Here is a 14807-nt window from a genome sequence, read left to right as displayed (position 1 = left end):
AGTGGTTGGCGTTGACCACTGGGCGCGCCGTGTAGCCTGGGCGCGCTGGTCAGTGGCGGTTCAGGGGGCCGAGCGTCTTGTAATGTGCTCTAGCGCTCCTGCTTAGCCAGTTGGAAATCCATGTATTCGTAAGCGATCCGGTGCGCCTGCTCGGTGTCGAAAGCGTCTCCCGACAGCGCGCCGCGCAACCACAAACCGTCGATCAGGGCTGCCAGGCCTCGCGCCGCGCTGCGTGCATCATCCAGCGGCAGGACGCGGCGGAACTGACAGCACAGGTTGGAATACAGGCGGTGATCGTTGATCCGCTGCAACCTGTGCAAAGACGGGTGGTGCATGCTGGTGGCCCAGAAGGCCAGCCAGGTTTTCATTGCCGGGCCATTGACCTGGCTGGCGTCGAAGTTGCCTTCGATGATCACCTGGAGGTGCGCCCGCGGGCTGCTGTCCTCCAGCGCCTGACGGCGCGCGGTGACGTTCTCGCTGAGGACACTCATCAGATACTGCGCCGTGGCGGCGATCAGGCCGTTCTTGTCCTGAAAGTAGTGACTGATGATGCCGTTCGAGACACCGGCCAAACGGGCGATCAGCGCAATGCTGGCGTCCCCCATCCCGACCTGATCGACCGCCAGCAACGTGGCTTCGATCAACTGCTGGCGGCGTATGGGTTGCATACCGACCTTGGGCATCTTGCACATCTCCTTAGGCCTGCTGGCAGTCGTGAAACGGCTACCGGCGTGAGGGCCAGTCTATTTTGTTTTGATTGAACGTTCAATCAACAAAGAATAAGATCTGCGACAAATCGTCGCTGCCTCCAGGTCCTTCCTGCGTGTAGATGGCGGAAAAGCGACCTCCGAAAAAGTCTGAAACCCAAGCAGGGCATAGCGTGAGCCAGCGAGGACGGATGTGTTGAATGGGCAAGACGCTTAAGGCCAGGTGACGAACTGCACGTTTGCACAAGGCCTTCGACGCTGGTTCTCAACGCAACCCCTGCGGGTTCGGGCTTTTTTCGGGGTGTCTTTATATCACCCGTCGGTCGGCTGCCAACTAACCGATTGGTCGGGTGCCGTGTTGCCTTGTGTTCTTCTCTCGCACTGCCTGGAGCATCTGTGCCATGAGTTCTGCCTCTCTTATAAAGACCCCACCGGAAAAGGTGCGGGTCAACGGTTGGGTGTTCTACACCTCCACCGCGCTGATCCTGCTGCTGACCGCCATTCTGATCATCGCCCCGCAAGAGGCCGGCAGACTGCTCGGCATTGCCCAGGCCTGGTTGTCCCGCAGCTTCGGCTGGTACTACATGGTGGTGATCGCCGCCTACCTGGTCTTCGTCGTCGGCCTGGCGTTTTCCTCCTACGGCAAGCTCAAGCTGGGGACCAAGCAAGACACTCCGGATTTCAGCTATGGCGCCTGGGCCGGCATGCTGTTCTCGTCCGGTATCGGCATTTCGCTGCTGTACTTCGGTGCTTCCGAACCGCTGGACCACTACTTCAATCCGCCTGAAGGCGTACCGGGCAGCAACCAGGCCGCGCGTTCGGCGCTGCAACTGACGTTCCTGCACTGGGGCCTGCACGGCTGGGCGATCTATGCCCTGGTCGGCCTGGCCGTGGCCTACTTTGCCTACCGCCACAACCAGCCGCTGGCGCTGCGTTCGGCGTTGTACCCGCTGGTGGGCGAGCGCTGGGTCAAGGGCGCGGCCGGCCACGCGGTGGACGGTTTCGGCATGTTCGTGACCCTGCTGGGCCTGGTGACCAACCTGGGCATCGGCTCGATGCAGGTGTCTTCCGGCCTGGAAAACCTGTTCGGCATGGAACACAGCAACACCAACCTGCTGATCGTGATCATCGTCATGAGCACCGTGGCCACCATCGCCGCGGTATCCGGTGTGGAAAACGGCATTCGCCGCCTGTCCAACCTGAACATCGTACTGTTCAGCGGCCTGCTGATCTTCGTGCTGCTGTTTGGTCCGACCCTGCACCTGCTCAACGGTTTCGTGCAAAACGTCGGCGATTACCTCAACGGTGTGGTGCTCAAGACCTTCGACCTCTATGTGTACGAAGGCGACAGCGCCAAGTCCGACCGCTGGCTGGGCCTGTGGACCCTGTTCTACTGGGCCTGGTGGATTTCCTGGGCGCCATTCGTCGGCATGTTCATCGCGCGTATTTCCCGCGGCCGTACCGTGCGCGAACTGGTGGCGGGCGTGCTGCTGATTCCGCTGGGCTTCACCCTGGCCTGGCTGTCGGTGTTCGGTAACTCGGCCTTGGACCTGGTGATGAACCATGGCGCGGTGGAGCTCGGCAAGACGGCGCTGGAACAGCCGTCCATGGCGATCTACCAACTGCTGGATCATTACCCGGCGTCGAAGATTGTCATCGGCGTGTCGATTTTCGTCGGCTTCGTGCTGTTCCTGACCCCGGCCGACTCCGGCGCGGTGATGATGGCCAACCTGTCCTGCAAGGGCGGCAACGTCGACGAAGACGCCCCGCACTGGCTGCGGATCTTCTGGTCGGTGGTGATCACCCTGGTGACCGTCGGCCTGCTGTTCGCCGGTAACTTCGAAGCCATGCAGACCATGGTGGTGCTGGCCGGCCTGCCGTTCTCGGTGGTGCTGGTGTGCTTCATGTTCGGCCTGCACAAGGCCATGCGCCAGGACACGCAGATCGAACAGGAACAGGCGGAACTGGCGGCCCGTGGTCGTCGTGGTTTCAGCGAGCGCCTGACCCAGCTGGACCTGCAGCCGACCCAGGCGGTGGTCCAGCGTTTCATGGACAAGCACGTGACGCCGGCACTGGAAGAAGCCGCGACCCAGCTGCGCAACCAGGGCCTGGATGTGCAAACCCTGCTGGGCAAGTCCAAGCGTTGCATGGGCGTGCGGATCGAGATGGAAGAGGGCAACCCTTTCGTTTATGAAGTGAGCCTGGACGGCTATCTGGCGGCGCCGAGCGAATCGGCCGATGCGCCCGAAGAGCGTGCGCGCTACTACCGCGCCGAGGTCTACCTGCACAACGGCAGTCAGGAATACGACTTGATGGGCTTCACGCAGGAGCAGATCACCCGTGACGTGCTCGATCAGTTCGAAAGCCATCGGCAGCTCCTTGGCCGGGTCTACAGCTAAGACGTGAGAGGCGCGGTGTAGCCCTGTTACACCGCGTCGCCTGTATCGCGAGCAAGCTCGCTCCTACAAGGATTGCATTTGACCTGTAGGAGCGAGCTTGCTCGCGAAGCGCCATCTCTGACCCAGCGCAACACCCGCTCCCGCAACAGGGAGCAAACCTGCACCCTTTATTCCCGATAAAACAAAAACGCCGCGATTGATGTCGCGGCGTTTTTGTTTGCGTGTCGCTATTACCCCAGGTTCTTGCCGAGCAGCGCGTGGTAGAGCTCGCTGTCGCCGAGGATCCCCACCACCTTGTTGTTGTCGTGCAGCACCAGCTTGTTGCCGGTCTGGTAGCGGATCTGCAGCGCGTCGCGCATGCCGATGTTGGAGTCCACCAGGGTCGGCTTGCGGCCCAGGCCTTCCACCGCCTGGCCCGGGATCCAGTTCTGCAGGTCGAGGCTGGCGCCGTTCTGGCGTGCGCCCTTGATGGTGTTGCCCTCGGCCAGGTCGAGCCAGGAGTCGCCACCCGGGTCCAGGCACACCGAGCCGTTGATGCGTTTGCAGTTGTCCAGGGTGCGCATCAGGCTGCGGCCGCAGAGCACGTTGAGCGGGTTGGTATGGGCGACGAAGGTGCGCACATAGTCGTCCGCCGGGTTCAGCACGATTTCTTCCGGCTTGCTGTACTGGATGATCCGCCCGTCTTTCATGATGGCGATGCGGCTGCCCAGCTTCAGGGCCTCGTCGAGGTCATGGCTGACGAACACGATGGTCTTGCTCAGCTTGCGTTGCAGCTCCAGCAGTTCGTCCTGCAGGCCCTGGCGGATCAGCGGGTCGAGGGCGGAGAAGGGTTCGTCCATCAGCAGGATGTCGGCGTCCATCGCCAGGGCGCGGGCCAGGCCGACACGTTGCTGCATACCGCCGGACAGTTCGTCGGGCTTCTTGTTGCGCCACTGGGTCAGGCCCACCAGCTCGAGTTTCTCGTCCACCAGCTTGCGCCGTTCCTTTTCCGGCCGGCCCTGCATTTCCAGGCCGAAGCTGATGTTCTCGCGAACGGTCAGCCAGGGCATCAGGGCGAACTTCTGGAACACCATGGCGATGCGCTTGGTGCGCATCATCTTCAGTTCCGCCGGGGTACAGGAAGCGATGTCGATCTGCTTGCCCTCATGCTCGACGAACAGCTTGCCACGGCTGACGGTGTTGAGGCCGTTGATGCAGCGCAGCAGGCTCGACTTGCCGGAACCGGAGAGGCCCATCAGCACGCAGATTTCGCCTTTCTCGATGTCCAGGCTGGCCTTTTCCACACCGACGATCAGGCCGGTCTTTTTCAGGATCTCGTTGCGGGTCATGCCCTGATCCAGCAGCTTGAGCGCCTCGCGTGGATCCTTGGAGAAGATAACGTCGACGTTATCGAAGCGGATTATGCTCATGCGTCACCCCCTACTTTGGCTTCGGGTTGTTTGCAGATACGGTCGAGCATGATCGCCAGCAGTACGATTGCCAGGCCTGCTTCGAAGCCCAGGGCGATATCGGCGGTGTTCAGTGCGTTGACCACGGGTTTGCCCAGGCCATCGGCGCCCACCAGGGCCGCGATCACCACCATCGACAACGACAGCATGATGCACTGGGTGATGCCGGCGGCGATGCTCGGCATGGCATGGGGCAGCTCGATACGCGACAACAGTTGACGGCGGGAGCAGCCAAAGGCCTTGCCGGCGTCCATCAACTCTTGTGGTACATCGCGGATGCCCAGGTAGGTCAGGCGGATCGGCGCGGCAATGGCGAACACCACCGTGGAAATCAGGCCTGGTACCACGCCCAGACCGAACAGGGTCAGGGTAGGAATGAGGTAAACGAAGGTCGGTACGGTCTGCATCAGATCGAGCACCGGGCGCATCATGGTGTAGAACATCGGCTTATGCGCGGCGACGATGCCCAACGGCACGCCAATGAGCACGCAGACCAGGGTGGCGAACAGCACCTGGGCCAGGGTTTCCATGGTTTCCTGCCAGTAACCCAGATTGAGGATCAGCAGGAAGGACAGCACGACGAAGGCGGTCAGGCCCCATTTGCGTTGAATGATATGCGCCAGCAAGGCAATCAGGCCGATCAAGGCCAGTGGGTTGAACCAGGTCAGCGCAAACGTCACGCCGTGGATCATCGTTTCCAGGGTCGATGCGATCGCATCGAATGTGTTGGCGCCGTGTTGCGTCAACCATTCGACGAAGGCAGCGATGTACTGGCCTAAAGGGATTTTCTGATCAATGAGCATGGTATTGAACGTCCGCATGCAAGGAATAAACAGCCCGGGCGGGCGACCCCGCCCGGCATAAGCGACTTACTGTGCAAGCTTGGCTTTCACGGCCTCCAGGCCAGGTTTTCCGTCAATGGTGGTCACGCCAGCGAGCCAGGTATCGAGTACCTCGGGGTTTTTCTTCAGCCAGGCCTTGGCGGCCGCCTCGGGCTTCATCTTGTCGTCCAGGACGTTACCCATCAGGGTGCTTTCCATGTTCAGGGTGAACGACAGATTCTTCAGCAACTGACCGACGTTGCTGCATTCCTCGGCGTAGCCCTTGCGGGTATTGGTGTAGATGGTCGCCTGGCCGTAGTTGGGGCCGAAGAACTCGTCGCCGCCGGTCAGGTACTTCATCTTGAAACGGGTGTTCATCGGGTGCGGTTCCCAGCCCAGGAACACCACCGCGGTGCTGCGCCGTTGCGCGCGCTCGACCTGGGACAGCATGCCCGCCTCGCTGGACTCGACCACCTTGAAGCCGGCGTCCTTGAGGCCGAAGGCGTTCTTGTCGATCATGCTCTGGATCATGCGGTTGCCGTCGTTGCCCGGCTCGATGCCGTAGATCTTGCCGTCCAGTTCTTTCTTGAACTTGGCGATGTCGGCGAAATCCTTCAGGCCCTTGTTGTACAGCTCTTCCGGGACCGCCAGGGTGTACTTGGCGTTCTCCAGGTTGGCGCGGATGGTTTCCACGGTGCCGGCATCGCGGTAGGGCTTGATGTCGTTTTCCATGGTCGGCATCCAGTTGCCGAGGAACACGTCCATGTTCTTGCCGTCGGCCAGGGACTTGTAGGTCACCGGCACGGAAATCATCGTGGTCTTGGTCTTGTAACCAAGGGCATCGAGCACGACGCTGGTGGTCGCGGTGGTGACGGTGATGTCGGTCCAGCCGACATCGGAGAAGTTTACGGTGCTGCATTGCGCCGGTTCTGCGGCGTGCGCCAGAAGCGGCAGACTCAGCATGGCGGCCAACAACAACGACGGGGAACCTTTCATGGGGTGGACTCCTGGGTGTTTTCTGGCGGTGTGTCTGACCGCACTTATAAGTGTTGCGGTTGGGGCGAGTGGGACAGCTCTACCACAGTGCCTTGCAATCGAGTCGAGACTGATCATGTACCAGTGAAAATCTGACGCCTACAGGGTGCGTCGTATCCAGTACAGGGAGGGTCGCATCCAGTGTCGGTGAGGTCGCTTACAGCTTTTTTCAGCACTTTTTGCCCATCTGAACCGCAAAAAAACGGCCAGAACCGCAGGTCCGCGGGCCACGACGTTGGTGGGCATGAGTGAGTCGGTGTGAGACGTCGAACGACACTGCAAAAGCCTGATGATGCGCGTATCTCGGCGGATTACTGCTTGAGCGTAGCAGCTTCGCCACCGGGCGTTTTGGCGCCCGGCGTGTGCTCATCGAGGAGTTTCGCAGTCATGGCTATCAGTGTTTTCGACCTGTTCAAAATCGGCATCGGCCCCTCCAGTTCCCACACCGTCGGGCCCATGCGCGCCGCGGCGCTGTTCGTCCAGGCCCTGCGCGAGAAAGACCTGCTGGGCCAGGTGCGCCGCGTCGAGGTAAGGCTCTACGGTTCGCTGTCGGCCACCGGCATCGGCCACGGCAGCGACAACGCGGTGATCATGGGGCTGATGGGCGAATGGCCGGATGCGATCGATCCGTCGCAGATTGGCTGTCGCATCGAGACCCTGCGCGAAACCAATACCCTGCTGCTCGACAACCGCCTGCCGATTCCCTTCGTCTGGGCGCGCGACATGCTGCTGATCGATGAAAACCTGCCGTTCCATCCCAACGCCATGACCCTGGTGGCCGAAGGCGACTCCGGGGAGCTGCACCGCGATACCTACTATTCCGTGGGCGGCGGTTTTGTCGTCGACCAGGCCCAGGCCAGCAGCGGCGTGGTGGACCTGGATCGCACCGAATTGCCTTATGACTTCTCCAGCGCCGTGGAGCTGCTGAGCCTGTGCCAGAAGCACAACCTGCGGGTGGCCGAACTGATGATGGCCAACGAGAGGGTCTGGCGTTCGGAGGAGGAGATTCGCGCCGGCCTGATGAAGCTCTGGCAGGCCATGCAGGATTGCGTCGAGCAGGGCCTGAAACACGAAGGCATCCTGCCCGGCGGGCTCAATGTGCGGCGCCGCGCGGCCAAGCTGCATCGCAGCCTGCAGGAACTGAACAAACCCAATGTGATCGGCTCGACCCTGAGCGCCATGGAGTGGGTCAACCTGTTCGCCCTGGCGGTGAACGAGGAAAACGCCGCCGGCGGACGCATGGTGACGGCGCCGACCAACGGCGCGGCGGGGATCATCCCGGCGGTGCTGCATTACTTCATGCGCTTCAGCGAGGACGTCACCGACGCCAACGTGGTGGACTTTTTCCTCGGTGCGGCGGCGGTGGGCATCCTCTGCAAGAAAAACGCCTCGATCTCCGGCGCCGAAGTCGGCTGCCAGGGCGAGGTGGGTTCTGCCTGCGCCATGGCCGCCGCCGGCCTGGCGGAGATTCTCGGGGCGTCGCCGGAGCAGCTGTGCAATGCCGCGGAAATAGGCCTGGAGCATAACCTCGGCCTGACCTGCGACCCGGTCGGCGGCCTGGTGCAGGTGCCGTGCATCGAGCGCAACGCGATTGCCGCGGTGAAGGCCATCAACGCCGCGCAAATGGCCCTGCGCGGCGACGGCCAGCACTTCATTTCCCTGGACCGGGTGATCCGCACCATGCGCGATACCGGCGCCGACATGCACGACAAATACAAGGAGACATCCCGCGGCGGCTTGGCGGTCAGCGCTGTGGAGTGTTGATGCTTTAACAGCGGGACTGCTGCGCAGTCCATCGCAGGCAAGTCGGATCGCCGCCCGCTCGCTCCTACAGCAAAACGCATTCCGTAGGAGCGAGGCTTGCCCGCGATGACGCCGGATCATCCACCGCCTGTTTCCAGCCTACTGCTCATAAATTGAACACCCCGCGGCGCCCTCGCCACCTTTTGGAGCGTCGCAAACAGGTAAGTCCCAAGGCTCATCGGTCAGGTTTTTCGCTGACCTCGGCTGAGCGCCCACCTGTGCTTGCGGTGACACTCTTTTCCCGGGACGTTTCTCGCCGTTCCCACAAGTGCTACCGATTTGCTCACAGCCACCGGGCCAGGGCCCTTCCAGGCCGATTCGACACTGATAACCCGCACATTGCGCACGGCTTATATAGACGCATCGCGACGTCGTTTTCAGGAGTTATTGAATGGCCATTCAATTTTAGGCATGGCAATTGCTCTGTCCTCACAAAGCCCGTCTCCCACGTGAGAACGATGGCAATAACAAGAGCCTCCGCCTGAGGCCATCACCTGCTTTGTGTGAGGAGATACCGCGATGACGTCGTTCAACTCCGGGGCTCAACCCCAGAACCGTGCGCCTCAATCCATCGGCTTTTTGCTGCTGGACAATTTCACGCTGATTTCCCTGGCGTCCGCGGTCGAGCCGCTGCGCATGGCCAACCAGTTGTCCGGTCGCGAGCTGTATCGCTGGACCACCCTCAGCGTCGACGGTGGCCAGGTCTGGGCCAGTGATGGCCTGCAGATCACCCCCGACGCCTCCATGCACAAAGCCCCCGCCCTGGACACCGTGATCGTCTGCGGCGGCATCGGCATCCAGCGCACCGTGACCCGCGAACATGTGTCGTGGCTACAAAGCCAGGCGCGCCAGTCCCGCCGCCTCGGCGCGGTCTGCACCGGCAGCTGGGCCCTGGCCTGCGCCGGCCTGCTCGACGGTTTCGATTGCAGCGTGCACTGGGAATGCCTGGCCTCGATGCAGGAAGCCTTCCCGCGGGTGGCCATGAGCACCCGCCTGTTCACCCTCGACCGCAACCGCTTCACCAGTTCCGGCGGCACCGCGCCGCTGGACATGATGCTGCACTTGATCAGCCGCGATCACGGCCGTGAACTGTCGGCGGCGATCTCGGAAATGTTCGTCTACGAACGTATCCGTAACGAGCAGGATCACCAGCGCGTGCCGCTCAAGCACATGCTCGGCACCAACCAGCCGAAACTGCAGGAAATCGTCGCGCTGATGGAAGCCAACCTGGAAGAGCCGATCGACCTCGACGAACTGGCGGTCTACGTTTCGGTATCCCGTCGCCAGCTGGAGCGGCTGTTCCAGAAATACCTGCACTGCTCGCCATCGCGTTACTACCTGAAGCTGCGGCTGATCCGCGCCCGGCAACTGCTCAAGCAGACGCCGATGTCGATCATCGAAGTGGCTTCGGTCTGCGGTTTTGTCTCCACGCCGCACTTCTCCAAGTGCTACCGCGAGTACTTCGGCATTCCACCGCGTGACGAACGCGTGGGCTCCAACACCGCCCAACAGGTGGCGATGATGCCGATTCCGCAGGCGCTGGTGCTGGCCGGCCCGATGTCCTCGCTGAGCCAGGCGCGCAACGAATCGACCTTCGCCAGCGTCAGGCTGTAATCACAGGCTTTTCCTGAAGTACACGACGCGCTCGGTTTCCTCGAAACCGAGCGCCTTGTGCACGGTCTGGCTCACCAGGTTTTCCAGGCCGGTATCCGAAGCCATTTCCACGCAGCCCTGATCCCGCCCCCATTGGGCGACGGCATCGATCAGCCGTTCGGCAATGCCCTGGCGCCGCTGTTCGGCGCTGACGTACAAACCCTCCAGAAACACCACCGGCGAATGCTCGGTGCCGTTCACGTAGTCGTGGCGTAACGAAGCCTCGGCCAACCCTACTGGCCGCCCATCGGCGGTATAAGCGAGCAGGTTGATATAGCGCTGCGGGTCGTCCAGCAAACTGGCGATTTCGTCCCGGTGTTCCTCGGCCGGACAGTCGGGCCACAGCGCCTGGCGCAACGGCAGCCAGTCCGCTTGATGGGCTGGCTGGCAGGGTTCGATTCGAATCATGGGGGCGGCTCCTTGGTGTGCAGGCACCGCACTCTACTCCGCGATCCGCTCCCGGCGAAGGCTCAGGCGCGGCTGTTCTGGAATTGGGCCAGGGCCGGCAACAGTTGTTTGTCGATGGCCTGGCGCACGGCCGGCAGGATGGTGGCATTGCCGGTGAGCATCTGCTCGACCATGCCCTTGAGGGCCTTGGCCCGGGCATCGCTCAAGCCGCGCACCGCACACTCGCAGGCCTGGTCGGCCGTGGCGCCGGCCGGCATTTCAAAACCCAGGGCCCTCAGTTGGCCGAGCAGGTCGTCCTGGTCAATCAGATCCGCGTGCATCATGACTCTTATCCTTGTTCAGGGAGTGTGGTCGTGAGCCGATTCTGGTAGCCACCCGGACAGTCGGCAAGGGCGAATTGTCGCAATGGCCGGGATGCCTATGAACAGGTCGTTTTCGGCTAACTTGGCTTGAAGGCGACTGGGCACACTGGATTCCAGCTCGGTCATCGAAGGTTTGGTCACCCTCGTGTCGGCTCCTCAGAAAACCTCCTCTGCCCCGATCCTGTCACGGCTTGATCGGGGATTTTTTTGCCTGGAGAAAGGTGGTGTCTGGGCCATTTTTTCGCGAGCAAGCTCGCTCCTACAGAGGCGATGTCGTACCCAGCATCGTGCTACGACGCGAACCTGTAGGAGCGAGCTTGCTCGCGATTGACGCGACGCGGTCTAGCGCTGCAACACCAGGATCCGCGACAGCAACTCGTCGCGGTCGATGTAGCAACCCTGGAAATGCCGCGCGCCGGTGGCGGGGTCGAAGGCGTTGCGGGCGTGCAGGGTGCGACGGTTGTCGAAGCACCACAGTTCGCCCGGGTTGAGGCGCTGGATCAGGCGAAAGCGCGGCTCGCGGGTCATGGCGATAAAACGTCGATAAGCGCGGTAGAGCCGGGGCATGTCGTCCACCGAGGCCTCGAATGGCCCGCGCAGGAAGTTGGCCATGCGGATCTCCGTGACCTCACCCAGCGCATCCAGGGCGATCACCGGCGCCAGGCAGCGGTAGTCGCTGTGGCGGTCCTTGTTGCGAAACTCCACGGGGATCTCGCACAGCGCGCGAAACGCCTCGGGGTCTTCGCGGCGCAAGGCGTCGGCGATAGCAAAACCGTCGACAAAGATGCTTTCGCCGCCTTCGGCGTCGTTCACCAGGCAATGCAGGAACTGCAGGCCCGGTTGCAGCTCGCGGGTTGGCAGGTCGGTGTGCAGCGGCAGGTTGAAAGCGGTGTAGGCGTTGCTGTCGGCGTCGGCCTTGGATTGCACGTTGAACAACACGCCGAAATTGCTCTCGCGGATAAAGGCGATGCGCTTGGCGACCTGGGCCAGCGACCCCGGTTCGGTGGGCACGCCGCGGACCTGCGTCAGGCCGATATCGCGCACCGCCAGCAGCCATTGCAACAGCGCCAGCGGGTCCTCCATCAGCACCTGGTACTCGAACACCGGCAGGTGCAGCCGGTTGTCCCACAACTGGCTGTGCGGGCGACGCGCGCGGCGCTCGGCGCGGCTTTCATCGTCGTAGGCGTGGGCCCGCAGCCAGCCCGGATCGAAGCGGCTGAGGTGGCCGTCCTGCCAGTCGATGCTCAGGCAGCCCTGGGCGTCGATCCGGCTGACGGTCGGGGCCAGGTCTTCGGCGACGTCGACGATCTCCAGCACCTGCTCGCGGGTCACGCTGTACACGCAGTGCGCGCAGGGGCAGTTGTCGCGCAGCCACTGATGATGAAAGGGGCTCGAGCGACCGTCGGCCCACTGCACCTGAACACGGTCCGCCTGGGCTTGTACGGCGGTCAACGCGCTGATCAACGGGTAGCTGCGGAAGTCGGCAAAAGCGGTGGAGGTATTCACGGTGCGCTCCTGTTTATGGGCGGTTATTTTTCCGGCGGCAGGGCAATCACCCGACCGATCCAGGCGGGGGCGGGGAGGTTGGCCTGCTCGGCGGCGATGGCTCGCAGTCTGTTCAGCACCGGCTCGCTGAACGGCGCCGAGCGCGGGCCGGCGAGGTCGACGTGGAGCAGCATCTGCTCGTTGCCGGCCAGTTCCAGGTCGTCACCGACCTTGTGCAGGCTGTGGTACAGGTGCAGGCGCTTGCGGTCGTGGCCGATGATTTGGGTGTGTACTTCGACCTCGGTATCGAGCTTCACTTCATGCAGGTAATTGAGGTGCAGCTCCAGGGTGAATAGCGAGTTGCCGCTGGCTTCGCGGTGGTTGCTGTCCATGCCCAGCCGGTCCATCAGGGCGTCGGTGGCGTAGCTGAAAATCAGCAGGTAGAAAGCGTCCCGCAGGTGGCCGTTGTAATCGACCCAGTCGGGGCTGATGCGGGTGGTGTAGGTGGTGAGTGCGGGCATGTCATGGGCTCACGAAAATGGCGGGCTGAACCTGTAGCCGCTGCCGAAGGCTGCGATCGGCTCCGCAGGAGACGCGCTCTTGCGGCCCCTGGAAGGCTCTTCGAGCCTTATCGCAGCCTGCGGCAGCGGCTACAGGGGGCGTCAGGGTTACTCGCTGAAGCTCATGCCGTGTTTGGCCTTGGTGGTTTTAACCGCTTCGAGCACGGCGAGCAGGCAGTCATCACGATAGCGCTCCAGCGCCGAAATGCTGTGGGTGCCGAGCTGCTCGGCGGTGCCTTCGACCACGTCGTCGATCAGCTTGTCGGTCAGTTCCGGGGCCGGCAGGTAGGTCCACGGCAGCTGCAGGGCCGGGCCGAACTGGGCCATGAAGTGGCGCATGCCGGCATCGCCCCCGGCCAGGGTGTAGGTCAGGAAAGTGCCCATGAACGACCAGCGCAGGCCGGCGCCAAAGCGGATCGCATCGTCGATTTCGCCGGTGGTGGCGACGCCGTCGTTGACCAGGTGCAGGGCCTCGCGCCACAGCGCCTCCAAAAGACGGTCGGCGATAAAGCCCGGGACTTCCTTGCGCACATGCAGCGGGCGCATGCCGAGGGATTCATAGACCTTGATCGCGGCCTGCACGGCTTCTGGCGCGGTGTTCTTGCCGCCGACCACTTCCACCAGCGGCAGCAGGTACACCGGGTTGAACGGGTGGCCGACCACGCAGCGCTCCGGGTGGGTGGAACTCTCGTAGAACTCGCTCGGCAGCAGGCCGGAGGTGCTGGAGCCGATCAGCGCATTGGGCTTGGCCGCGGCGCTGATCCTGGCGTGCAGCTCGAGCTTCAGCTCCAGGCGTTCCGGGGCGCTTTCCTGGATAAAGTCGGCGTCTTTCACGCACTCCTCGATGGTCGCGACAAAGCGCAGGCGATCCTGGGACGCGCCCGGTGCCAGGCCCTGCTTCTCCAGGGCGCCCCAGGCATTGGCCACGCGCTTGCGCAGGGCCGCCTCGGCGCCGGGCGCCGGGTCCCAGGCCACCACGTCCAGGCCGTGGGCGAGGGCGCGCGATACCCAGCCGCTGCCGATGACACCGCTGCCCAGGGCGGCGAAGGTTTTGATCTCGGTGATAAAGCTCATGGTCATTTCCTGAAAGAGTTCACGGTCTTCCTGTAGGAGCGAGCTTGCTCGCGATGGCAATCTTCCAGACGCAGAAATTGCATCGGATGCAGCCATTTTTCGCGAGCAAGCTCGCTCCTACAGAAGAAGGGATATCGGGGTCAGCCGCGCTTGCGCAGGCCCATCTTGGCCCGGCCCTCGGCCGGGGTCAGGACGCGGGCGCCGAGGCGGCTGAGGATCTCGCCGGCGCGCTCCACCAACTGGCCGTTGGTCGCCAGTACGCCCTTGTCCAGCCACAGGTTGTCTTCCAGGCCGACCCGCACGTTGCCGCCCAGCAGCACCGCCTGCGCGGCCATCGGCATCTGCATGCGGCCGATACCGAAGCCGGCCCAGACCGCGCCGGCCGGCAGGTTGTCGACCATGGCCTTCATGGTGGTGGTGTCGGCCGGCGCACCCCAGGGAATGCCCAGGCACAGCTGGAACAGCGGGTCGTCCAGCAGGCCTTCCTTGATCATCTGCTTGGCGAACCACAGGTGGCCGGTGTCGAAGATTTCCAGCTCGGCCTTCACCCCCAGCTCCTGGATGCGCTTGGCGCCGGCGCGCAGTTGCGCCGGGGTGGACACGTAAATGGTGTCGCCGTCGCCGAAGTTCAGGGTGCCGCAGTCCAGGGTGCAGATTTCCGGCAGCAGTTCCTCGACGTGGGCCAGGCGGGTCAACGGGCCGACCAGGTCGGTATTGGGGCCGAACTCCATCGGGTTTTCGCCGGCGCCGATCTCCAGGTCGCCACCCATCCCGGCGGTGAGGTTGACGATGATGTCGACGTCCGCCTCGCGGATACGCTCCATCACTTCGCGGTACAGCGCGACATCGCGGCTGAACTTGCCGGTTTGCGGGTTGCGCACGTGGCAGTGGACCACGGTGGCGCCGGCCTTGGCCGCTTCCACCGCGGCGGCGGCAATCTGTTTCGGGGTGACCGGCACGTGGGGGCTCTTGGCGGTCGTGTCGCCAGCACCGGTGAGTGCGCAGGTGATGATGACGTCGTGGTTCATGGTGCGGGTTCCTTACAGGCGTGG

Annotated in this window: 13 protein-coding genes; 3 read left to right on the top strand and 10 right to left on the bottom strand. The window is 63.0% G+C overall.

Annotation, left to right across the window (positions count from 1 at the left end; translation table 11 throughout):
* Nucleotides 1-89 precede the first annotated feature (89 nt).
* Entirely contained in the window at nt 90-683 is a 594-nt protein-coding gene (gene betI / locus PMI20_RS00745) for a transcriptional regulator BetI (protein WP_007925978.1), read from the bottom strand.
* Between the two features lie 425 nt (nt 684-1108).
* Here betI and betT point away from each other — a divergent pair, with 425 nt between their 5' ends.
* Nucleotides 1109-3106 (top strand): choline BCCT transporter BetT, encoded by a 1998-nt coding sequence (gene betT, locus PMI20_RS00740; protein ID WP_007925980.1) that lies wholly within the window; start codon nt 1109-1111, stop codon nt 3104-3106.
* Nucleotides 3107-3336: 230 nt separating this feature from the next.
* Here betT and choV read toward each other — a convergent pair whose 3' ends face one another.
* The 3 genes from choV to PMI20_RS00725 all read right to left on the bottom strand — a co-directional run bounded on the left by choV (nt 3337) and on the right by PMI20_RS00725 (nt 6371).
* On the bottom strand, nt 3337-4515 hold the full coding sequence (gene choV, locus PMI20_RS00735; RefSeq protein WP_007925983.1) for a choline ABC transporter ATP-binding protein: 1179 nt from the start codon (nt 4513-4515) through the stop codon (nt 3337-3339).
* Entirely contained in the window at nt 4512-5357 is an 846-nt protein-coding gene (choW, locus tag PMI20_RS00730; RefSeq protein ID WP_007925985.1) for a choline ABC transporter permease subunit, read from the bottom strand. The genes choV and choW overlap by 4 nt, the downstream gene beginning before the upstream one ends.
* A 66-nt stretch (nt 5358-5423) precedes the next feature.
* Nucleotides 5424-6371 carry a choline ABC transporter substrate-binding protein gene (locus PMI20_RS00725; protein WP_007925988.1) on the bottom strand — a complete coding sequence of 316 codons (948 nt, stop codon included), beginning with the start codon at nt 6369-6371 and terminating at the stop codon, nt 5424-5426.
* 426 nt (nt 6372-6797) lie between these two features.
* Between PMI20_RS00725 and PMI20_RS00720 the strand changes: the two genes are divergently transcribed.
* Both PMI20_RS00720 and gbdR read left to right on the top strand, forming a co-directional pair.
* Entirely contained in the window at nt 6798-8174 is a 1377-nt protein-coding gene (locus PMI20_RS00720; RefSeq protein WP_007925990.1) for an L-serine ammonia-lyase, read from the top strand.
* Between the two features lie 558 nt (nt 8175-8732).
* Nucleotides 8733-9827, top strand: a complete 1095-nt coding sequence (gbdR, locus tag PMI20_RS00715; RefSeq protein WP_007925992.1) for a choline metabolism transcriptional regulator GbdR — start codon at nt 8733-8735, stop codon at nt 9825-9827.
* Here gbdR and aac(6') read toward each other — a convergent pair whose 3' ends face one another.
* From aac(6') to cdhC, 6 genes are all read right to left on the bottom strand, one after another.
* A complete protein-coding gene (aac(6'), locus tag PMI20_RS00710; RefSeq protein ID WP_007925994.1) occupies nt 9828-10274 on the bottom strand; it encodes an aminoglycoside 6'-N-acetyltransferase in 447 nt (148 codons plus the stop codon).
* Between the two features lie 62 nt (nt 10275-10336).
* Entirely contained in the window at nt 10337-10597 is a 261-nt protein-coding gene (locus PMI20_RS00705; RefSeq protein WP_007925996.1) for a hypothetical protein, read from the bottom strand.
* Between the two features lie 381 nt (nt 10598-10978).
* On the bottom strand, nt 10979-12142 hold the full coding sequence (locus PMI20_RS00700; RefSeq protein ID WP_007925998.1) for a gamma-butyrobetaine dioxygenase: 1164 nt from the start codon (nt 12140-12142) through the stop codon (nt 10979-10981).
* Between the two features lie 23 nt (nt 12143-12165).
* On the bottom strand, nt 12166-12642 hold the full coding sequence (locus PMI20_RS00695) for a thioesterase family protein (protein ID WP_007926003.1): 477 nt from the start codon (nt 12640-12642) through the stop codon (nt 12166-12168).
* Between the two features lie 147 nt (nt 12643-12789).
* The gene (locus PMI20_RS00690; RefSeq protein ID WP_007926344.1) at nt 12790-13755 is read right to left on the bottom strand and encodes an L-carnitine dehydrogenase; all 966 of its coding nucleotides are present in this window, start codon (nt 13753-13755) and stop codon (nt 12790-12792) included.
* Nucleotides 13756-13895: 140 nt separating this feature from the next.
* Nucleotides 13896-14783 carry a 3-dehydrocarnitine:acetyl-CoA trimethylamine transferase CdhC gene (gene cdhC / locus PMI20_RS00685; protein ID WP_007926345.1) on the bottom strand — a complete coding sequence of 296 codons (888 nt, stop codon included), beginning with the start codon at nt 14781-14783 and terminating at the stop codon, nt 13896-13898.
* Between the last annotated feature and the right edge of the window lie 24 nt (nt 14784-14807).

The organism is Pseudomonas sp. GM17 (genome assembly GCF_000282175.2).
In the GTDB taxonomy this organism is placed as follows: domain Bacteria; phylum Pseudomonadota; class Gammaproteobacteria; order Pseudomonadales; family Pseudomonadaceae; genus Aquipseudomonas; species Aquipseudomonas chlororaphis.
The sequence above is the reverse complement of the archived record's forward strand: the minus strand, read 5'-3'. Positions and strand labels throughout refer to the sequence as shown.